A 22,561-nucleotide genomic window follows, 5' to 3' on the forward strand; every position below is an offset into this window, starting at 1 on the left:
GCTACACAAATTAAAAATTATCACATCTAGCCAATGATCTCGATCGCTAGATAATTTTGTTAAATCGCTTACATTAAGGTATGTTAAAATTTTTTCAATGCTCCCAAAAATCCTACGAAAGGAAGTAGTTATGTTATCTCAACCTATTTTTGGCGATCGCTCTCTGACCCAAGCCTTTTATCAAGCAGTAATCGCTCGCTTCTACGACGGTTTCAGTCTCTCCACCCAAGCACTATTACGAGAGTGTACGCTTGGCTTTGCCCCTTGTCCCGATGGAGTCAAAACCTTTTTCATCATCGCGCCGAGTCTCGATGCAGCAGAGCAACTAATGGAAAAAATGGACAGTATTTTGGAGCGAGTTGCCGAACTCATGGCTGGAGTCGGACAAGTTGCCCTGTGCATAGTTCCCCCCGGCAGCGAAGCAGAGCAACCAGTAGATATGCAAGACTTAGAAAAAGTTCCCCCAGATTGTCTGGCTTGCAAATTCTTTACAATTATATGGGCCGATGCTGCGGCCGATCGGTAAAATTGACACTTAGCAACCAGCAACTCAACACGGTTCGGCCCAAGCTGTGCCCGTGGTGGCGCGGGGTAGATTGTCTGTTAGTTACAGTCCCTGGAATTATCGGGCACAGCGTGCAGGTAATTTAGAGCGTTTGCAAGGTTGCACTCGCAATCTTTGGCAAGTGTTAAACCAGACAAAATATATATCAAAGACCCGCTTGTCAGTCGCTCAGATTTTTACCTGCCGGCTAAAACAGCCGTGCATCTACTTTTTACATTCCCAATAAAGGCCACCAAAAAGCCGCATCAACTATCCTGGGTGTCTCACTTCAAAAGACAGCAGCAGGAATTAGGCGGTATCGCTAGAAAATAGATTTTTGGGAAATATCTGCTGATGTTCAGGATAAGCAGAAATATTCTCAAAAATAGATAAGAGTTCCGCACTTTGACCTCAGAAACCCGGTTTTTACCCCCGCGCTTCATATTCGCGGTTCGCTGGAAAATTGACAGAAAATAGGCTGTTTGTGGGAGAGTCACCAGCTAGAAACAAAGCACAGATTTACTCAAAAAAAGATTAGTTTTCCAGCGACACCCCTGGCAGTGCAGAGCGATCGTACCACAAGCTCATAGAATTTGTTAAAAATTTCAGTTGAAAATTTGAATTATTAAATTTTATGCCTAACATTGGGGATAAAATCTAAGATTGAAATTCTCAAATCTGAAATCAAGGCATCATGGTAAAACTGACACCGAACCCCAGCTTTAGTTTAACAATTCGGGTTGCTCTGCCGAACCGGCCGGGAATGCTGGCAAGCGTCACCAGCGCGATCGCATCTGTCGGCGGCAACTTCGGCCAAATCGACTTGATCGAGCAAACCCGCGCCACTACAATTCGCGATATCACCGTCGATGCTTACAGCCTCGAACACAACGAAGAAATATTGCAAGCAGTGAAAGCGCTGCCGGATATCAAAGTGATCGATGTGTACGATCGCACTTTCAACTTGCACCGCGGCGGAAAAATCAGCGTAGTTAGCAAAATTTCCCTCAAACGCCAGTCAGATTTGGCAATGGCATACACCCCTGGAGTCGGCCGCATCTGCACTGCGATCGCCAATGACCCGCAACAAGTTTATAACCTCACAATCAAACAAAATACTGTTGCCATTGTTACCGACGGTAGCGCAGTTTTGGGACTGGGAAACCTCGGCCCTGCCGCCGCACTGCCAGTCATGGAAGGCAAAGCCATGCTATTTAAAGAATTTGCTGGGATTGACGCCTTTCCTATCTGTTTGAACACCCAAGATACCGACGAAATTATTCGCACAGTGCAGAATATCGCCCCGGTTTTTGGTGGCGTTAACCTCGAAGATATTTCTTCTCCCCGCTGCTTTGAAATCGAAGCAAGATTGCGGGAAACTTTAGATATTCCGATTTTTCATGATGACCAGCACGGCACTGCAATTGTCAGTTTGGCAGCATTAATTAATGCCTTGAAAATCGTCAAAAAAACCATCGCAGAAGTGTGTATCGTGATTAACGGAGCCGGTGCGGCCGGAGTCGCGATCGCCCGCTTGCTGCGTAAAGCAGGTGCCCAAAATATCATCATGTGCGACTCCAAAGGCGTCCTCTCCCAAGACCGCACGGATATGAACCCAGAAAAACTAGAATTTGCCGTGGCTTCGAGCGGTACTTTGGAAGATGCGATCGCCGGTGCCGATGTATTTTTAGGAGTCAGCGCCCCCGGCGTAGTCACCCGATCGATGGTGCGTTCGATGGCCGAAAATCCCATTGTTTTTGCAATGGCAAATCCCATTCCCGAAATTCAGCCAGAATTAATTATGGAAGATGCGGCGATCATAGCAACCGGACGCAGCGATTACCCGAATCAAATTAACAATGTTTTGGCATTTCCGGGGATATTTCGAGGCGCTTTGGACTGCAAAGCTGCCACGATTACGCCCACTATGTACTTGGAAGCAGCTTATGCGATCGCCTCTTTAGTCAGTCCTTCTCAGCTTGACAAAGAGCACATTATACCGTCGGTTTTTGATGAAAGAGTTGCCATTGCTGTCGCCGGTGCAGTGCAGTTGGCCGCCCGATCCGAAGGTATTGCCCGCGATTAATTGACGGAAGTTCGGCAACGGATTCGCTCGACGGATGTAACGGATGTAACGGATGTAACGGATGTCCGTCCGATGTCCGTCGGAAGAAGGAAGAAGGGAGAAGGTTGGAGGGAAGAAGGAAGAAGGTTGGAGGGAAGATACCATGTATAAATTAATGGTTTTTGTACCAGTTTTATACTTCTTCTTTTGTGATTTTTCTGGTTTCTTCTCATTCCCTCTTTCCTCCTTCCCGTTGATTATTACTCATTTTTGTTTTCCCATCCTGTCTTTTTCCTCAACATCCATCCGTTAAATCCCGATCGCGTGATCGTTGCCAAACTGCCCTCGAACCTCCAACCTCCAACCTCTTCCTTCTTCCCTCCAACCTCAGCATCCATCCGTTACATTTGTTAAATCCCGTAGAGGGATCGTTGGCGAACTTCCTTTTTCCCTCTTTTTTAATTAAGGATAAAACTCACAGCAATAAACAAGATAATAAAGATATAATTAAATAAACCAAGTCCAGCTAGGTCAGATGCAAAGCCAGTTAGGAAAAGCCAAGCGCAATCGCTCCCGTTGCCAATTGTTAGAACTGTGCCCGATAGGGCTGGCATTGTGCCGGACGGACGGGACTTTTCTCGACGTAAATCCAGCTTTTGCAAGTATTATCGGCCGCACAGTTGCAGAAACTCTCCACCTCAACTACTGGGAAATTCAGCAAACACAGTGCGCGCGCCCAGAAAAATATCTAGAATGTCAAGCAAAAAATAGCCACACGCACCTGTGCGAAGCAGCATACAAACATAAAAACCAGCATCTCGTACCCGTGCGAGTTTCCGAGCGGGCAATTGAAACAGAGGGACTGTCCGCGATTTGGCTAAGTGTTGAAGAAATCTTTAATAATCGGGATCAAAATAGCGATCCGCTGGAATCAGCATCGCCACACAGCAATTCACATCTAGAAAAATTGCTGACAAAGCAGACTGCCGAACTAGAAAAAACTCAGAAACTACTCGCAGAAAAAATCTCCGAACTGGAGCAAACTCAAGAAAAATTACGTCTCCAAAGTCAAATCATTGACCAAATTCATGAGGCGGTAGTTTCTACCGATATGGACGGCTCGATCACCATTTGGAATCAAGCCTGCCAAAAGTTATACGGCTATCAAGCAACTGAGGCTATCGGACAGCACATTTCTCTAATTTACCCGCCCGAACAGCAAGAATTTTTGTTAGAGCAAGTCATCAAGCCGCTACAAGAAAAAGGCGAGCATGAAATTGAAGTTATAACACGCCGTAAATCAGGAGAAAAATTTTCCTCGAACCTGATGCTGTCGCTATTGAAAGACAAAAGGGGAGAAGTTGTGGGGATGATGGGATCTTTAACAGATCTGAGCGTTTGCAAAGCTTTAGAACAAGAATTAGCACAGAGACAAGCACTATTTGATGCCTTTTTGAAGGAGGCGCCGGCGGGACTTTGCATTTTGGACTCCCAACTGCGGTATGTGCAAATTAATCAATTTCTAGCAGAAATAAATTGCCTGAGTCCAGCAGAACACATTGGCAAGACTGTACGCGAAATATTGCCGAATATGGCTCCAATAATAGAGCCTTTGTACGCAGAAATTTTGAGGACGAAACAACCCCTAATTAATATCGAGATCAGTGGTGACAATCCAAGAAAGCCGGGGTTTGTCCGACACCTGACAGGCTCTTATTTTCCCTTGCTAGACAAAGATGGTGAGGCGATCGGCATCGGTGCAGTTGTAGTTGACATTAGCGATCGCAAACAAGCAGAAGCTGCGCTGCAAAAAAGCGAACAGCTTTACCGCACTATGGCAAGCAACTTTCCTAACGGTGCGGTGATGTTGTTCGATCCAGAACTGCGCTACACGCTGGTAGAAGGTACAGAATTAGCAGCAGTGGGGCTTGCCAAAGAATTGATGGAAGGCAAGACTATCTGGGAAGTATTCGAGCCAGATGTTTGTACTGATATCGAGCCAACTTATCGGGCAGCACTGGCAGGAGAAACAGTTGTTACAGAATTTTTTTACAGCGATCGCGTTTACCTCGGTTATGCTTTGCCAGTCAGAAACGAACGGCAAGAAATTATCGGCGGATTGCTAATGACTCAAAACATTACGGCTCGCCAATTAGCAGAAGAAGCGCTCAGAGAAAGCGAGGAAAAATACAGGTGCATTGTCGAGACAGCGGACGAAGGAATTTGGATCATAGATGCGGAGGGTAAAACTACTTTTGTCAACCAAAAAATGGCCGATCTGCTCTGCTGCAGCCCAGAGGAAATGATCGGGGAGTCGCTATTTGCTTTCATGGATGCAGAAGGCATGGCGATCGCACAAATCAGTCTCGACCGCCGCCGTGAAGGAATTCGCGAACAGCTCGATTTTAAGTTCCGTCGCCGAGACGGCAGGGACTTGTGGGCGATGGTTTCTACTAATTCCTTGGCCGACAAACAGGGACGCTATGTGGGCGCTTTGGCAATGGTTGCTGATATTACCGATCGCAAGCAAACAGAAGCCGCATTGCAGCAGTCGGAAGCCAAATTTCGATCGCTCTACGAATTAACCAGTTTGCCTGTTTTTATGCTATGTGACAATGCCATCACCGATGCTAACACAGCCACACTAAAACTATTCGGCTGTACTACCCCGCAACAGTTGTACTGCCAAAACCATGGCACACTCTCGCCTCCTTTCCAACCCAACGGCAAAGATTCTTTGAGCATGGCTGACGACATGATAGCGATCGCTTTTGAGCGGGGAAAGCACCGTTTTGATTGGGTTCATCAGCGCTTAGACGGTACTGATTTTCCCGCAGAAGTCGTGCTGACAGTCATCGAGGTGGGAAATGAAAAAATTATCCAAGGAGTGATCCAAGATTTAACAGATCGCAAACTTGCAGAAGAAACATTAGTGCGATCGGAACAAGCCCTCAGACAGCAAGCAAGACGACAACAACTGCTCAATCAAATTGCCAACCAGATTCGCACATCTTTAGATTTAGACACAATTTTAGAAACCGCAGTTCAAAAAATTCGCAATTTGATGCACATAGATTGGTGCCTGTTCACTTGGTATCGCCCAAACCGCAATCCTCCGGTTTGGGAAATAGTTTGCGAAGCGAAGAATGAAGCTTTGCCGAGTTTGCTCGGTACTTATTCTGTAGAGGATCAATCTAGTGTCGCCCTGCCACAGATTTTGCAGCGACACATCCTGCGAATTGATGATGTCAGCACTTTTGAAGATTTAGAAGTGCGCGAAAATTTCCAGGCCTTAAAAATTAACTCAGTGCTGTCGCTGCCAGTTCAAACTGCTTCAGGCGATATGGGGGCAATTACCTGCTATGAGGCTGTGTCCATGCGAAATTGGAGCGACTCGGAAGTCGAACTGATGCAAGCGGTGGTCGCTCAAATTGCGATCGCGATCGACCACGCTGAACTGTACACCCAAACCCGCAAAGCGGCCCGACTAGCTCAAGCTCAAACTCAACAGCTAGAAGAAACTTTGCGCGAACTAAAACGTACCCAAACTCAATTAATTCAAAGTGAAAAAATGTCAAGTTTGGGACAGTTAGTAGCAGGTGTCGCCCACGAAATTAACAACCCAGTTAATTTTATCTACGGCAATCTCAGCTACACCAGCGAATACACTCAAAACTTGCTAAAAATGCTGCAACTTTACCAGAAGGAATACCCGCAGCCTAGCGCAAGAATTGTAGATGCAAGGGATGACTTTGAAATTGATTATCTTATTGAAGATTTACCAAAAATTTTAGCATCTATGAAAGTCGGAGCCGATCGCATCCGCGACATAGTTTTGAGCCTGCGAACTTTTTCAAGACTTGACGAAGCCGAAAAAAAACAAGTTGACATTCACGAAGGTATTGAAAGCACGCTGCTAATTTTGCAAAACCGCCTGAAACATAAAGCCGATCACCAGACAATTAATGTGATTAAAGAATACGGTAATTTGCCTTTAGTTGAATGTTATCCCGGTCAGTTAAATCAAGTATTTATGAATTTATTGAGCAATGCGCTAGACGCATTGGAAATGGAGATGAAGGAATCCAATCGCACCGCCAAAAATCTCGCAATTACGATTCGCACCCAAGTAACCGAAAATAACAGCGTTGCCATATGGATAGCTGACAGTGGCCCCGGCATGAGCGAAGATGTGCAAAAGCGCTTGTTTGACCCGTTTTTTACTACTAAACCCATTGGCAAAGGTACTGGATTAGGATTGGCGATTTCGCACTCTATTATAGTAGAAAAACACGGCGGCAAGCTTTCTTGCAATTCTGTATTGGGAGAAGGTTCCGAATTTGCGATCGAGATTCCTCTGCAGCAAAAATTAAATTAAAACCCGTTGTATCGGTATCATATCAAATCCGATCGAGCGATCGGATTTGATATGATTCAAATCCGATCCTTTACCGTCAGATGCACACCACCAGCGGGTGCCATTGTCAAACCGCGACGTACTGGCACCACGGGACTATTTTCTGCAAGTTCTAAAGAGTATCGTGACAGCACTTTCGCCAATACTAACTTCATTTCAAACATGGCAAATGCCGCCCCAATACAGCGGCGGTTTCCTCCTCCAAACGGCAAATATTCGTAAGGCGAAAATTGACGTTCGAGAAAACGTTCTGGTTTAAAACAATTTGGTTCCGGGTAAATATCAGGACGGTGATGAACCAAATAAATACAGGAAGAAACTATCATTCCTTTGGGAAGATTATAACCCATTAACTGCATCGGAGCTTGCAGAATGCGCGGAAATGCAAAAAATACGATCGGATAAATCCGCAGCGTTTCGCAACAGACAGCATTCAAATACGGGAGTTTAGTTATTTCCGCCGGATCGGAATTTTTCAAATCAATAGAATTGAGTTCTTGCAGCAGTTTTTCACGAACTTCTGGGAGGTAGTGAATCCAATACAAAGCCCAGGCTAAAGCTGTGGCTGTAGTTTCGTGTCCCACGAATAACATTGTCATTAATTCATCCCGCAATTCAACGTCGCTCATCGGCTGTCCCGCTTCGTCACGAGCTGAAATTAACAAGCTCAGGATGTCTTCGCCTAATGGTTCAGACTGAGTTTTGCGTTCGCGAATTTCTTGATAAAGCAGTTCATCTAAACGCTGTCTTTGTCGCACAAATCCTCCCCAAGGACTCCAAGCACCTAAATCTTGTTGCAACGACTTCACAAACAAAAATGTCGCACTCAAAGGATTGCTAAAAAAATTTAACATCTTAACAAGAAGTTGCTGGATTTGCTGGTAGCGTTCTCCTTCGCTCAGCCCAAACACCGCGTGCAAAATCACTTCCAAGGAAATCTCCTGCATAGTTGATTGCGCGATAACCGAGTTACCCGGAGTCCAATTATTAATTACTTTTTCGGTGGTATTGCAGATGATTTGTCCGTAAGCTTTCATGCGTTCACCGTGAAAAGGTGGCATTAAAAGTTTGCGCTGCTGCAAATGTCGATCGCCATCTAACAACAATAACGAATTCGAGCCTACTAAAGGTAGCGCTATCTGGTTTCCCGTACCGGATTCAAAAAGTTTGGAATCCGCTGTAAAAATTTCTTGAATAGCTTGAGGATTGCTAATAATTACCTGGGGCGGAAAATTGCTGAATTTGCTGGTAAAAATGTCACCGTAGCTTTTATAGTTTCGTTCTAAATAATACAGAGGATTTAAAATCCCCCGCACTGTCTGAACAAATCTATTATCTTTAGGGCCGTCTAAAACTTTGTTTGTAGCATGATTTTGAGATGGAGAGTTGTTGGTGAGGATAGTCATTTGTTTTTATCCTAATTTTATGGTTTCACAGGACTAATCAAAGCATAAGTCTTATTTCAAAAAAATCTCAAATCCCTCAGCTATTGAAAAATAGTACGCGGTACGCATCATAAAATAGTACGGCAATAGTAGGATACAGAGTAACTCCCAGGCCAAAAGCTCGTTCTATCGGCTCTTTGAGATAGCCTATCCAAAACGCCATTCTTCCCAAAACAAACAAAATTGCCAAAATTGGAATCAGCTTGATGCTGTAAGTATCTAAAAAGGTAGAAAGGATTAAACTGCCTACAAAAAACAGCACAAATTGCTCTAGAGTGTTGCTCAGATAACGCAAATGAATCCGCATTGCTTCTGATTCGGCATTCGCTAAAGGGTTGATGGCTGGGCTGCTAAATCTACCATTACCAACTGCCACTATGCCGGCAAATAACATCAGTAACGGAAAGATTTGGCAGCGAAGGGCGAAGATTAGGCGCGACTCTGCGGTATTGAAGGGCGGTAGGGGCAGCGCTATCACAAAATAACTAATCAGTACAAAACTAAGGCAGAAGATTAAGGCAGAAATGCCTCGCCAAACAACTCTTTGCTGTTGTGGATTGAAACTGAGTAAATTAATCATTGTTTACAGAAACCCAACCTTATTATATATTTTTTATACCTAGATATTTTACGTAAACCCGATCGCACCTTGGCGTCTCCACACCCGTTGTCGGTAGATATCCGCTATTTTCGTACAGTTTAACAGCTTCCTTGAGAATGCTAGCAGTTTCTATCCAAATTTCCTCAAAGCCGCGAGCGATAATTTTACTTTCCAATTCTTGCAGTAAAAATTTCCCCAAACCCTGTCCCCTTGCTGCGGGCAAAATATACATTTTGCGAATTTCCACAGCATTATTTCCGCGCTCAATCGGATAGTAAGCCGCTGTACCCACTATTTTATCCTGCCGTTCAACTACCCAAAATTCGCCGCCTTGATTATGATAATGTAGTTCTACATCATAGACATCTCGATCTGCCCCGTGAGGTTCGCATTTTAAACCGTACTCTGCTAAAACATCCCTAATTAAATAGAACGCCTCAGCGCGATCGCGCGTTTCCCAGGAACGAATTAAAAAATCCAGATGTTGGGTTTTCATGGGTGGTTGCAACTTAATATTTATTTGTTGACTTTAGCAACTGTAAACTTACTAATTTTTTTTTACAGTTTTTAAATGCACCTAGCTTTTAACTGTGAATTCTCGGTTCGGGATGAAGACTTGCCAGCAACTCGCTCTCTACTAATGATAATTCCTCCAACCTCTGCATCACAATATCCCGATCGAAATAAGTTGTTGCCAAAATCCAATATACCCCGTAATGGCGCGCTTCCGAAGCCATCAAACTGCGGTAAAACTTAGCTAATTCCGCGTCGGGACAGCGATCGCCCAGCAGCCCCAACCGTTCGTGACTGCGCGCTTCTATCAAACCAGAAACTAACAAAGAATCCAAAAGTCTCTCCGGTTCCTGCTTGCGAATTTGGGCGGACAAACCTGCACCGTAGGGAGGTGCGGCCAAAGGGCCCAAAGCGATGCTGCGCTTTTCTAACCGCTGGTTGACTTGCTCGAAATGCTCTAATTCTTCGCGGGCGATCGCCGTTAGCATCCTCACCAATTTTTCCCTTGCTGGGTAGCGAAACATTAAATTTAACGCTACTCCCGCCGCTTTCCGCTCGCAGTGAGAATGGTCTAATAAGATTGTATCCAAATGGGCGATCGCCTGTTGCACCCAAGCTTCCGAAGTCGGCTGTTTCAAAAACTTAATAGTTGGCAGTGTAGAAGTCATTAGTCATCAGTTATTAGTCATTAGTCAGCAGTCACTAGCCAGCATTTATCCTATTTTACACAATTTTTCAAACACCGCATACATATCACCAGCAAACTTTTTCGGATTCCACAGCGGCGACAAATTGGTTGGATCTTTAGATTTCACCAACTGTGCTTTAATTGCATTTCTCAATTCACGATCTTTGCCCAATTTTACACCCACTTCCACATATTCCGACCAAGACAAAGCCACGCCTGTTTCAATTCCCAAAGTCTGCAAAAACGAATAACCCATTCTCGACAAAAATTGCTCTCCTGTGCGAGTCACCACCGGCAAATTAGACCACAAAGCCTCTAAAGTTTGAGTTCCTCCGTTGTAAGGAGAAGAATCTAACAAAACATCTGCCAGCAAATAGATAATTCTGTGTTCTTCCTCAGTAGCAAACCTCGGCAAAAACTTAATTCGGTGCTTGCTCACTTTCTCAGATTCGCAAGCTTGGTGATATGCAGCCTCAAACACGGCAGCATCGCCTAAAGCTTTGTGAATTAAGATACTATTCGGCACTTCTTTGAGAATCGCAATTTGTGCTTTTACCAACTCGCTATTGAATTTTCTGCCGGGAGCGACGCACAGGTAAACTATCTGATCCAAACCGATCCGATGCGATCTTCTCAATGCAACGGGATCGACTCCATATCTCTGAAAACCGGACACCGCGACAAAGGAATCAGGCATCCTAATTAGCTGCTCCTCATAATATTTTTCCCTGTCTGCAGGGTGCGAGTGCCAGTCTGTAAGAAAGTAATTTTCCGGCGATATGTAAGGGGCGTCAAATCCCAGCCAAGAAACACAAACTGGTGCGGGTTTTTGGTAGAGAATGTCAGCGTGAACTGGTACGCTGAGAGAATCTAAATCAACTAAAACGTCCAATTCATCTTGCTGAATTTGGTCGATAATTTCTGCGGAATTGGCAAGTCCGTTCGGGTAGGTGGTCGGAAAAGTGAGTTTTCCCCAAGTTTCAAATTGCTTAGTGAGAGCGTCAGGAATAATTTTTTCCGAAGCGTACAAATACACATTGGGTGTGATGTCGGACAATTCGTGAATGATGTCCGCGCTGCACCAACCTACAGAATGGCGGCTAAAGTGATTGGACAAAAAGCCGATTTTTAACTTGCTGGATGGAACCGTTGGTTTGAAGCTGTAATTTGCGGGTTGAGAAAAATTAGGTTTAATACATTGGTCGATATACTTTTTGGCAATTAATCTGTAAAGTTTTGAGTTGGCCGCCAAGTCATCTCGCAAATAGGGCGTGCTGAATAACAAGTTTGCATAAAGCGATTTAATTTCCACCGGGCTAGCGGTTTCTAAGTTTTGCTCTAAGTACGACTCTAGCTCTAAAAATCGATCGCGCGCAATTTGATTTAATCCCGACACTTGATAGGTGCTGATGAAGTAAATCGCGGTCATAATTGGATCGGTTTCGGCACACATTTGGCTGTAGTGGTGCACGGCTTGCCGCGCGGCAGCTAAATCGCTAGTATCTCTGAGGATGTCGCACAAATGTTGGTGAGCCCCAATAAAATCCGGTTTAATTTGTAGAGCTTTTTGAAGGTTGGGTATTGCGTCTTTAAATTGACCCTGGTGGCGCAAAACTCGGCCAATTTGACAGTATGCTTCGGCTAAATCGGGTTTGAATGCGATCGCCTGCTTCCATGCAGCCACCGCCTCATCTAACTTCCCTTGCTGCGCTAATTTATCTCCTAAATTTAAGTGAAAATCAACCTGAGCAAGGTGGGGATTGAGTTCGAGAGCTTTTTGCTCGTATGCTACCGCTGCATCCTGCTGCCCCTGCTGCTTCAGTGCCCCTGCCAAATTCCAGTAAGCAGCAGCCAAATTTGGTTTAAGTTCGATCGCCTTTTCGTAATTGACAACCGCCTCCACCAAATGCCCTTGTTTGTAGAGCATACTGCCCAAATTAGCATAAGCCTCAGCAAAATCGGGATTCAGAGCGATCGCCTCAGAATAAAACCGCATCGCTTCCTCAATTTGACCACTTGCTTGCTGCACATTGCCCATTGTCACGTAAGCCGCCGCCCAATCCGGTTGCAATTCCAGAGCTCGGCGACAAGCTGCGACGGCTGCTGCTAAATTGCCTTGAGAGTAATAGGTTTCTGCAACAACTGTCAGGGATGCAGCATCTTCAAATTGGGGTGTTTCGGATTGGTTGCGAAAATCGGAATTCATTTTGCGGCCTATCTGTGCTATCAAGTTAAAGGTTGAATCTATATTATTTTGCAGAGTAGCAGTTTTAGCGGAATTACGGGCGATCGTCACAGAGAATTTATGAGCGACAAGCAAGCGACACAGCGCCAACATAACATCAAGTGGAAACCAAACCTTCTGCTGGGGATACTCTTGTTAACCTTAGCAATCCCCTTACCCTTTGCCCAAAAGACTTTCGCACAGCAGCAGCAGACAGCCAGCTTTCGGCAGAAATTATTTCAAACTGCTCTTTATTTCACCCTATATTTTGAGGGCGGATTCAGCAATCACCCTGCCGATAAGGGCGGCAGAACTTATCGGGGCGTCTTGCAAACGGAATACAACGCCTACCGCTACAGTCGTGGGCTTCCGCCCCTTGACGTGACGCAGATGTCGGAAGCAGAGCTCCTAGAAATTTATAAATATTACTGGGATTCGAGCCTATCGGGAACGATGCAGCCGGCTTTGGCGATCGTCATGTTTGACACCGCCGTTAATTTCGGTATTAATAACTCAATTACCTTTCTTCAGCAAGCATTAGGATTGCCGCAAACGGGAGTTTTTGACCCGCGCACCAAGGAAGCGCTGAAAGGGGCAAATAACAGAAATACCGCGCTGCAAATGATTAATGAACGAATTATTTACCGCTACAAAAGGGTGCAAGAAGATCCGACTCAGATGGCTTTTTTCCGGGGTTGGCTGAGTCGCGATTACAGTTTGTGGGGCTATGTGAACAAGATTAAGAATTAACAGTTAACAGTTAACGGCTAACAGTTAACTGTTAATAAGCAGGCGCGAATCTAATTTTTACTATCTTGTTTCTTTAAACTATTGTCGGGTGGGCAGGAGCGCCCGCCCGATAATTCCCATCTCAATGCACCACAGCTTATCATGTCGGCTTAAATAACCTTTATATAGCAATCCTTGCAGGAGTCGTAAATTTTTTACTCCACCCCAACCCTCCCCGAACCCGCTGGGAGTCCGTAAGAAATTCACAAATGATGCGATGATTGCTATATCTCTAAGCTTTTCTCTGAGAAAAATCAGTCTATTCAACTTAACACATCAACCATTTGTCAAGTAAATGAATTTCATATAATTCACAATCTTGATTCATAAAAGTCATATTTATCAAGATATATTTCACGAATCAAAAAACCTAGTAAATTTTAACCCAACCGTCTATAACAGAAATATAAAAACCAAATGTGTTGCTGCTGCACAACTAACTTAAGCCATGAAACTATGACGGTAGAAGAAGCAATAATTTTTTTGGACAATCTGGTATACGAACAAACGGAAAAACACCTGAGTCGGTTGCAACAGTCGATAATTCGAGGCGTTGTAGGGGGTTTGACGTACCAAGAAATTCAGCAAAACGATCCGATCGCCCGCGGGTACACAGTGGGCTACCTGGGGCGGTATGTTGGCTATAACTTGTGGAAAGACCTCACCAAGGTACTGAAGCAAGCAGAAATTATTGGACAAGAAGAAAGAGTAGTCGGAGCAAATCTTTGGGACTGCATCATGAGATCTGTGCAAAAAGGCACACAACCAGCTAATTCTGTCGATCCCATGTTGCAAAAGCTGCTGCGGATGCGTTACCGAATTAGAGAACATTTGGTGAACACCGAGTACAGCGATACCTATCTGGCTGAAGATGAAAATTTGCCCGATCGACCTTTGTGCCTCGTCAAGCGCCTGAAAAGCCAGTCTGAGAGAACCAGCCAGTTATTCGATCGAGAAACGCGGGTTTTATATCGATTGGGTCAACACGATCGGATACCAGAATTGTTAGCTCGTTTTGAAGAAGATGGATATTTTTATTTAGTCTATCAATTCATCGAAGGGCAACCCTTGTATCAAGAACTAATCGAAGGTCAACCCTGGGAAGAGCATCAGGTTATCGCTTTGTTGAAAGATATCTTGGAAGTGCTTGTTTTTGTTCACAAACAAGATGTAATTCACCGCGACGTTCACCCTCAAAACTTAATCAGGCGCACATCTGATAACAAAATGGTATTAATTGACTTTGGGGCCGTTAAAGAAATCAACACTTCACAAAACAGCATCGGTCAAACGAAATCGCGTGGCGGTACTCAGCAAGATTATATTCCCCCTGAACAAGCCATCGGTTCCCCGAAATTGTGCAGCGACATCTATGCTGTCGGGCTTATGGGGATTCAAGCCTTGACAGGAATGCGCCCGAAACAACTCAGAGTTGATAATTTAGGGAATCTCATCTGGCAGAAAAATGCAACTGTCACCCCGGAGTTGGCTCGCGTTTTAGACCAGATGGTGCTGTACGCTTTCCCCCAGCGTTACCCCTCAGCAACCGAAGCTTTGGAAGCACTTCAAAACTTGGGAGTTAGTTGACTGTTGTCAGTTGTCAGTTGTCAGTTGTCAGTTGACAGTTACCAAATCCGACTTGAATATCCCCTCTTTAGTCCCTCTCTGCTGGGACTTTGTTTTTTTAGTAGCGGTTTCAAGCGCCGAGTCTTCTCTGTTGTGCCACATTTCCCACAGCCACAGCAGCCAGTTTACAATGCGAGTGATCTTGTTGCACAGTGATTCATCCGCTACCATTAGCCCTCGATGTACTGAGTAAAAACACTCCGTCTTGCCGATGAATCGGCCGCCAATTTCCGAAATCGAAGGGACAACGAACAAGGAACAAGGAATTTTTTATTAAAATTTACACATAAAAAAATTAGTCAATTCTGCCGAATGCCTTCTACATAAGAGCCTTAAACCTTCATTTGACGATCTCTCTAAAGTTAGATAAAATAATTCATATTTTATGATTAGCAGCTTTGAGAAAATCTTAAGCAGCTTTGTATAGTAGGCAACACTATCGCTCGAGTGTTTATTGTTACCTTAGATACGTAGAAACCAAATAATTAGAGGGATCGAGAAATTGGAAGTTTTTGAACGAGCACAACAACTGCAAAGGCCCTCAACCCGAATGGCTGCTGTCGAGTCTTTTTCCAAAAAAGCGAGTATTGCAGTAATGGCGATCGGCTGTACAGTCATTTTGGGTTGGATATTCGATCTGCAACTCTTAAAAAGCATTCTGCCCGGACTCGTGACGATGAAAGCCAATACTGCGGTCTGCTTTATTTTGGGCGGGTTTTCTCTATTCATCCAACAGATCCGGCGCGCCAAATTAACAGCAAGAAAGCCTCAAAAAAATTACAAAAATTTAATTTTAGTATCCTCATTTTCAATTATATTAATTAGCATATTAACCCTAGTTCAATATAGCTTTAATTTAGACTTAGGCATCGACCAACTGCTATTTAAAGAAAGTTACACATTGACAATTACCGGAACACCCGGACGCATGGCGCCGAATACTGCTGCTGCTTTTTTATTCCTGGGAACAGCGCTGCTGCTGCTGTCAGAACGTCGGCCTAAATACCTGCGAATTCAAATCTTAAGCTGTTCAGCATTGTTAATTGCATTTACGGGTTTGATAGGCTATTTCTACGACAAAGCTTTATTTTACCAAATTGGCAATAATACAGGGATGGCTTTGCACACTTCCGCAGCATTTATGTTGCTGAGCTTTGGCATTTTATTTGCCAGTCCAGAGCGAGGATTGATAGCAGTAATGACGAGCGATCGCGCGGGCGGCATCATGGCGAGGCGCTTGTTGCCACGGGCAATCATTATCCCGCCTTTAGTCGGTTATTTCATCCTATTGGGAGATCGGTTACAAGCGTACACGCCGGAGGTAGGGATATCGCTATTAAGCGTATTGAACGTGATTATTTTTACAGTTCTGATTTGGCAGAATGCCAAAACTCTCTGCAGCGCAGACCGGAAGCGCTATCGAGCGGAACTGGGACTGAGGAAAGCTAAATTAGACTTAGAAAATCAAGTTGAGAAACGGACTATCCAACTGCAAATCACCAACGAGCAATTGCAGCAGCAAATTTTTGACTCTCAAACAACAAAGCAGGCGCTTCAAAAAAACTACAACCTGTTGATGGCAGTCATCAACAGTACGCCCGCAGCCCTATTTGTCAAAGATATTCAGGGTCGTTACTTAATGCTTAATGCTGCGGGAGCCAGTATAATTGGCAAGTCTGTAGACGACATTATCGGCAGAGATGACAGCGAGTTATTTCCGCCGGAAATCGCGGGCAATATTAGGAAAACTGATCGCCCAATTATGGCAGCGGGAACAACGGAAGCCATCGAAGAAGAGCTGCCAGTTAAAGGAAATTTGCGGACATTTCTTTCTACAAAAAGTGCTTACCGGGACGGGTTAGGCAAGATTAGCGGTATAGTTACCATCGCGCGGGATATTACTGAAAGCAAAAAAGCCGAAATCGCCAACAGAAGTCTGGCAGCAATTCTGGAAGCAACCCCCGATTTTGTAGGTACTTACAACCTCGAAGGACGCGCCATTTACATTAACAAAGCCGGCAGAAAAATGGTGGGTATAGGCGAAAACGAAGATATATCCAAGCGACAAGTTCTAGAATTCACGGCAGCGTCAGACTACAGCACTTTGAAACAAGCGATCGCCACCGCTGTTTCCGAAGGCTTTTGGAGCGGAGAAACAGCCTTCGTGTCAGCATCGGGACTCGAAATTCCCGTCAGCCAAGTCATCATCTCCCACTCCTCACCGGACGACCAACTCACATACATTTCGACGATCGCCCGCGACATCAGTGATCGCAAACACGCTGAAAAAGCCCTGCAACTGTCTCAAGCTCGTTTCGCCGGCATTGTAGAAATTGCCGACGACGCGATTATTTCCGTGGATGCTGAGCAAAAAATTATCTTGTTCAACCAAGGTGCAGAAAAGATTTTCGGGTGGACGGCTGCTGAGGCGATCGGGCAATCCCTTAGTCTGCTGTTGCCCGAAGCTTTTGCCACCCTTCACAGTCTCCTCGTCAGCAATTTCGGCGACGTTAAACAAGCCCGAAACATGGGCAACCGCAAAGAAATTTTCGCCCGCCGCCGAGACGGTACGGAATTTCCCGCCGAAGCTTCTATTTCCCAACTCGAAGTTGCAGGCGAAATCATATTCACAGCTATTTTGCGCGACGTGACAGCCAGCCGAGAAGCCGAAGAATCTGTGCGTCTGAGCGAGGAAAGATATCGATCGCTGGCAATGGCTACCGCACAGATGGTTTGGACGACCAACCCTAGTGGAATCTTCGACAAGCCTCAGCCTGATTGGATAGCTTATACGGGCATGAGTTGGAAAGAGAAGGACAACTGGATAGAAGCAGTGCACCCAGAAGACCGCGAGCGCACAATTCAAGCTTGGATGGGGGCCATAGAAACAAAAAGTCTCTACGAAGTCGAGCATCGGTTGCGGGCAGCAGACGGCAGCTACAGACACTTCTGGGTCCGGGGCGTCCCTCTTTTGGCAGCAGACGGCAGCATTCGCGAGTGGGTGGGAACTCACACCGACATTAGCGATCGAGTCCAAGTTTTGGAAGCACTCAAGCAGTCCGAGGGACAGTATCGATCGCAAGCAGCCGAGCTCGAAAAAGCTGTCCACGAGTTGCACCAAGCTCAAACTCAACTAATCCAAACCGAAAAAATCTCTTCTCTTGGGCAGCTAGTCGCCGGCGTCGCCCACGAAATTAACAATCCGATTAACTTCATCTACGGCAACATTACCCACGCCAAGGAATACGCCACGGACTTGCTTGGTTTGCTCCACCTTTACCAGGAAAAATACCCAAATCCCGTCCCAGAAATTGTAGAAGCAGCCGAAGATATTGAAGTTGATTACTTAATGGAAGACTTTACGAAGATTTTGGAATCAATGAAAGTAGGAGCCGATCGCATCCGCGACTTAGTTGTATCCTTACGCAACTTTTCCCGACTCGACGAATCGCAGATGAAGCGAGTAGATATTCACGAAGGAATCGAAAGCACTTTGCTAATTTTGCAGCACCGGATCAAAGCTAATGTACTTCGTCCAGCGATTGAGATTATCAAAGAATACGGGGATTTTCCACCAGTCGAGTGCTATGTAGGTCAGCTAAATCAAGTATTTATGAATCTTTTAGGAAATGCGATCGACGCCCTCGAAGAGTACAACAGCACTCATTCTTCAAAAGAAATATATGCTCACCACAACAGAATTCGGATTAGCACGATTGCCAATTCAGACACAGTAACAATTCGCATTGCCGACAACGGGATGGGAATCCATCAAGAAGTCATTGGCAAGTTGTTCGACCCATTTTTTACGACTAAACCCGTCGGCAAAGGCACAGGCTTGGGACTGTCAATCAGCTATCAGATTATAGTTGAAAAACACCGAGGCAAATTGCAGTGTATTTCCACACCCGGGGAAGGTGCAGAGTTTGTCATCGAGATTCCCATTTGCCAGGAAGTATCAGCGCTGGCTGCCGAAAACACAAAGGAAATGGTCATGAGTCATTAGACAGTTGACAGTTGACAGTTGACAGTTGACAGTTAACAGTTGGCAGTGGGCAGTTGATAGTGGGCAGTTGATCGTTGATGCTTGTCATTAATCATAAATTTCTCCTCATCTCCCCGTCTCCCCATCTCCCGTCTCCCTCGCTCGATCGCCCTAAATCGAAATAATTCTTTACAATAAAAAAGTAACAATCCAATTAACTTTGACAAAATCCCTTGAAAATGCCTGTAAACCTACTTTCTCCAACCACAGCCTCGACGCAAACACCGACACTCGACTTTGACATAGCCATCGTCGGAGGCGGCATAGTGGGGGCCACCTTAGCCAGCGCCTTAAAAGATTCTGGATTAAAAATCGCAATAATTGAAACCCAACTCCCCGCCGCCGCCGCCGCCAAAAAACAAGCCTATGCAATCACCCTGCTATCAGGAATGATCTTAGAAGGTATCGGCGTGTGGCAGCAAATCTTGCCGCAAATCACCACCTTCGAGCAAATTAGCCTCTGCGACGGCGACTATCCCGGCGTCGTCGAATTCCACCGCCCGGATTTGGGAAATACTGGCAAATTGCCCGTACCAAAAGCAGCTTTAGGTTACGTTGGCGAGCACGGAGTCATGCTGTCAGCTTTGCAAGAATCTTTGGCAAAAAACCCGAACTTCAGTTGGGTTTGTCCGGCGGAAGTAGTCGAGGTAAAATATTTAACCGATTGCGCCGAAATAGAAGTCAAACAAAACGGCGAAACTCGGACTATTCGCACCAAATTATTAGTCGCCGCCGACGGTTCGCGATCGCGCATCCGCACCGAAGCCAACATCAGCACTCGCGGCTGGAAATACTGGCAATCCTGCGTTGCTATCACTATTAAAGCAGAAAAACCGCACAATGATATCGCTTTTGAGCGCTTTTGGCCGAGCGGCCCGATGGGAGTCTTACCATTACCTGGGAACCGCTGTCAAGTAGTTTGGACAGCACCCCACGCGGAAGCGAAAGCTTTGCAACAAATGGATGAAAAAGAGTTTTTGACTTTGTTGGAACAGCGCACGGGCGGGCTTTTGGGGCGTTTGGAATTGGAGAGCGATCGCTTTTTGTTTCCCGTGCAGTTAATGCAGAGCGATCGCTACGTTTTGCCCAGATTAGCACTAATTGGCGACGCGGCCCACTGCTGCCATCCCGTGGGCGGCCAGGGATTGAATATGGGCATTCGAGACGCAGGGGCGATCGCCCAAATCTTGCAGCAAGCGCACCAAAAAGGCGAAGACATCGGCGATTTGCGAGTATTGAAACGGTATCACAACTGGCGCAAAAAAGAGAATTTAATCGTGTTAGGATTTACCGATTTTCTAGACAGATTATTTTCCAATACTTGGCTGCCAATTGTAGCATTTCGCCGCTTTGGATTGTGGTGTTTGCGGACAATTCCCCCAGTTAGGTTTTTAGCTTTGCGCTTGATGACAGGCTTGATGGGGCGGCCGCCAGAATTAGCGCAAAATTAGGTTTGTACACCCACCCACCATCAAAGAAACCGGGTTTTTTTCCAAATCTTTGCACTGTCACCAAGTCTGTCGCAAAAACCCGGTTTCTGGCCACCCGTGGTTCCAAGACTAAACTAAATTCATGGATGAATGGTATATAATTAAGATAGAACAGAGCTATGAGTGGAATTGACCGTGAAATTACTCTAGAAACTCGAACCACTCTCATTGATAAACATCTCCCCGGAACCCAAAAAGCCCAAAGTGAATTTGAAAGCGAAGGAATCGTCCATCTCTTTAATGATAGAGAAACAATGGAAAGAGTGGCCGCAGAAATTAAGCTAAGAGGGGAACGCACAGGAGAGGACGATGTAGAGGACAATTATGAACGCTATGGATTGTACTTTTCAGAACCAATTGGTTATATACTGAAAGCAGACGGTACTCAGATACCACTAAATTACGGTGAAATAAAGATTAAAAAAACTACAGGTAAATACCATGTCATACCTCGCACAAGACCCCGCACAAGCTACTAAAATTAGTCAAGAATCAGAGCAAGAGACTGAGTGGGAGTTTGCGGAAATCTGGGCCGATACTCTGATATCTCCGCCTTATATCCTGATGTTAGTCAAGGAAATTTCCGGGAAATTTTGCATTCACAACCCGGCCCAAAATTATAAAGTTATTTTTACCACTGACAATTACGAATCTGCTAAAATGTGGCTACTAGAGGATGAATATGAGCGTTTGAATAGTCGGATTTTACGAGAAGTATAAAATAAAGTGGTGTCGCCACATCCGCCAGGGGTTTTAACCCCTGGCTAATAGCGAAAGTCGGTTGAAACCGACTGAAAATCCGAGATAAAAATGAAAAACTCTTTAGTCCTCTTCAGGGGACTTTTGCTATGAGACAGGGGTTTCAACCCCTGGCGGACTATCGGGCTAACCGAGGTTTTTCGCCACTTGCACCATCAAAGAAACCGGGTTTTTTCCTCAATCTTGGCAATGTTACGAAGTTGGTCGCAAAAACGCGGTACAATGATCGACTCAGCTCGAAACCAGCCCTGACGGTAATAGAAAAACCATGCAGCCCGAACAAGAACAAGAAATTCTCAACCTGCGCGATCGCCAATTAACGCCCAAACAAATTGCCCGAAAGTTAGGATTGAAAGCATCCGAAGTCAGTACCTTTCTTCAATCTCATGCAGAACAAACAGCCCTCGCTAGCGCCGAAAAAGGAGAGTTATTGCCCGTTGCTCAATGTCTCGTGGATGTAAATTTTGCGAAGGTATTGTTGGGGAATGAAACCTCTGAAACGAGCGGTTTGGGTTTAGTGGTTGTTACCCGTTCCAAGGGATACAATCGTTTTGTTACAGCCTCTTATTTGATCGACTACTGGTGTTTGGGAGTTAAGGATGTCATCCCGCCACGTAACTGCAACGATAGCCAATATAAAAATTTCGTTCAGCTTTCTTACTCGCAGTTTATGCAAGAGTACGAGGAGATTAGTTTAGAGCAAGCACAAGCCCTGGTTTGGGGTGCGATCGCTTATGCCAAAACATTAGGCTTTGAACCGCATCGCGATTTCGAGCAGTCGAAGGCTCATTTAGGAGAATCAACCAGCGAAATTGGCTTGAAATTCGGTCGCAATGGAAAACATTGTTATATTGAAGGGCCTCACGATAATACAAGGAAAATTATCAATACGCTTAAAAACTCTGTGGGAGAGGGTAATTTCGATTACTTGTTCGGGATGGGGTAGAAATTGATACGGGGGAGCGTCAACCGCCAAACCACCAATCATGGTAAAATAAACATCGGTGTTACTGACAACTCCCCACAATGGAAGAAACCCGCGCCCAAGTTTATCTGCAATTGATTGAGACACTCCTGAATTGCCCCAACGGTGAGGAACTGCAGATTTTAGAGGCTAACTTAGAATTGGTAGATTCGGGGTTTCTGCAAGTTTGCGAGGTAGTAGCAGAAAACCGGGCAGAGGAAGGTCAGAAAAATCACGCGCTGCGACCTGTTAGATTGAAATTGCCAATTTTAGATAGCGACGCACCTCATTTACCTAAAAAAGGCTATAATAGCAATCAATCGTTCCAGCGATTAAGAACGTCCCGAATATCTTGGCGGTTGCTATACATAAACAGTGCTGTATGTTGAAA

General features: G+C 45.2%; 17 protein-coding genes. 12 read left to right on the forward strand and 5 right to left on the reverse strand.

Annotation, left to right across the window (positions count from 1 at the left end):
* Positions 1-130 precede the first annotated feature (130 nt).
* The 4 genes from QUA34_RS02500 to QUA34_RS02515 all read left to right on the forward strand — a co-directional run bounded on the left by QUA34_RS02500 (position 131) and on the right by QUA34_RS02515 (position 6,987).
* Positions 131-526 (forward strand): hypothetical protein, encoded by a 396-nt coding sequence (locus QUA34_RS02500; RefSeq protein WP_333327104.1) that lies wholly within the window; start codon positions 131-133, stop codon positions 524-526.
* A gap of 712 nt (positions 527-1,238) precedes the next feature.
* The gene (locus QUA34_RS02505) at positions 1,239-2,630 is read left to right on the forward strand and encodes a malic enzyme-like NAD(P)-binding protein (RefSeq protein WP_333327102.1); all 1,392 of its coding nucleotides are present in this window, start codon (positions 1,239-1,241) and stop codon (positions 2,628-2,630) included.
* On the forward strand, positions 2,631-2,780 hold the full coding sequence (locus tag QUA34_RS02510; RefSeq protein WP_333327100.1) for a hypothetical protein: 150 nt from the start codon (positions 2,631-2,633) through the stop codon (positions 2,778-2,780).
* Positions 2,781-3,144: 364 nt separating this feature from the next.
* Positions 3,145-6,987 (forward strand): PAS domain S-box protein, encoded by a 3,843-nt coding sequence (locus tag QUA34_RS02515; protein ID WP_333383859.1) that lies wholly within the window; start codon positions 3,145-3,147, stop codon positions 6,985-6,987.
* A gap of 56 nt (positions 6,988-7,043) precedes the next feature.
* Here the strand turns inward: QUA34_RS02515 and QUA34_RS02520 are convergent, their stop codons facing one another.
* The 5 genes from QUA34_RS02520 to QUA34_RS02540 form a co-directional block, all read right to left on the reverse strand.
* Complete coding sequence (locus QUA34_RS02520) at positions 7,044-8,432, reverse strand: cytochrome P450 (protein WP_333383861.1); 1,389 nt, start codon at positions 8,430-8,432, stop codon at positions 7,044-7,046.
* A gap of 76 nt (positions 8,433-8,508) precedes the next feature.
* A complete protein-coding gene (locus QUA34_RS02525; RefSeq protein WP_333383863.1) occupies positions 8,509-9,051 on the reverse strand; it encodes an MAPEG family protein in 543 nt (180 codons plus the stop codon).
* A gap of 22 nt (positions 9,052-9,073) precedes the next feature.
* Complete coding sequence (locus QUA34_RS02530; protein WP_333327092.1) at positions 9,074-9,568, reverse strand: GNAT family N-acetyltransferase; 495 nt, start codon at positions 9,566-9,568, stop codon at positions 9,074-9,076.
* Between the two features lie 88 nt (positions 9,569-9,656).
* Positions 9,657-10,253, reverse strand: a complete 597-nt coding sequence (locus QUA34_RS02535; protein WP_333042132.1) for a tRNA isopentenyl-2-thiomethyl-A-37 hydroxylase MiaE — start codon at positions 10,251-10,253, stop codon at positions 9,657-9,659.
* Between the two features lie 45 nt (positions 10,254-10,298).
* Positions 10,299-12,479 (reverse strand): tetratricopeptide repeat protein, encoded by a 2,181-nt coding sequence (locus QUA34_RS02540; RefSeq protein WP_333383866.1) that lies wholly within the window; start codon positions 12,477-12,479, stop codon positions 10,299-10,301.
* 99 nt (positions 12,480-12,578) lie between these two features.
* Here QUA34_RS02540 and QUA34_RS02545 point away from each other — a divergent pair, with 99 nt between their 5' ends.
* The 8 genes from QUA34_RS02545 to QUA34_RS02580 all read left to right on the forward strand — a co-directional run bounded on the left by QUA34_RS02545 (position 12,579) and on the right by QUA34_RS02580 (position 22,559).
* A complete protein-coding gene (locus QUA34_RS02545) occupies positions 12,579-13,247 on the forward strand; it encodes a glycosyl hydrolase 108 family protein (RefSeq protein WP_333084781.1) in 669 nt (222 codons plus the stop codon).
* A gap of 495 nt (positions 13,248-13,742) precedes the next feature.
* Complete coding sequence (locus QUA34_RS02550) at positions 13,743-14,873, forward strand: serine/threonine-protein kinase (protein ID WP_333383869.1); 1,131 nt, start codon at positions 13,743-13,745, stop codon at positions 14,871-14,873.
* A gap of 541 nt (positions 14,874-15,414) precedes the next feature.
* On the forward strand, positions 15,415-18,918 hold the full coding sequence (locus QUA34_RS02555; RefSeq protein ID WP_333383872.1) for a PAS domain S-box protein: 3,504 nt from the start codon (positions 15,415-15,417) through the stop codon (positions 18,916-18,918).
* Positions 18,919-19,136: 218 nt separating this feature from the next.
* Entirely contained in the window at positions 19,137-20,408 is a 1,272-nt protein-coding gene (locus tag QUA34_RS02560; RefSeq protein ID WP_333383875.1) for an FAD-dependent hydroxylase, read from the forward strand.
* Between the two features lie 158 nt (positions 20,409-20,566).
* Positions 20,567-20,926: a DUF6972 family protein gene (locus QUA34_RS02565; RefSeq protein WP_333327080.1), complete on the forward strand. Its 360-nt coding sequence runs from the start codon at positions 20,567-20,569 to the stop codon at positions 20,924-20,926.
* Positions 20,889-21,167 (forward strand): hypothetical protein, encoded by a 279-nt coding sequence (locus QUA34_RS02570; RefSeq protein WP_333327078.1) that lies wholly within the window; start codon positions 20,889-20,891, stop codon positions 21,165-21,167. Before QUA34_RS02565 ends, QUA34_RS02570 begins: the two co-directional genes overlap by 38 nt.
* A gap of 307 nt (positions 21,168-21,474) precedes the next feature.
* Positions 21,475-22,152 (forward strand): DNA-binding response regulator, encoded by a 678-nt coding sequence (locus tag QUA34_RS02575; protein WP_333327076.1) that lies wholly within the window; start codon positions 21,475-21,477, stop codon positions 22,150-22,152.
* A gap of 80 nt (positions 22,153-22,232) precedes the next feature.
* On the forward strand, positions 22,233-22,559 hold the full coding sequence (locus tag QUA34_RS02580) for a hypothetical protein (RefSeq protein ID WP_333383878.1): 327 nt from the start codon (positions 22,233-22,235) through the stop codon (positions 22,557-22,559).
* Positions 22,560-22,561: the final 2 nt, after the last annotated feature.

Origin of the sequence: Microcoleus sp. POL10_C6, from assembly GCF_036701585.1 — a bacterium.
Taxonomy (GTDB): domain Bacteria; phylum Cyanobacteriota; class Cyanobacteriia; order Cyanobacteriales; family Microcoleaceae; genus Microcoleus.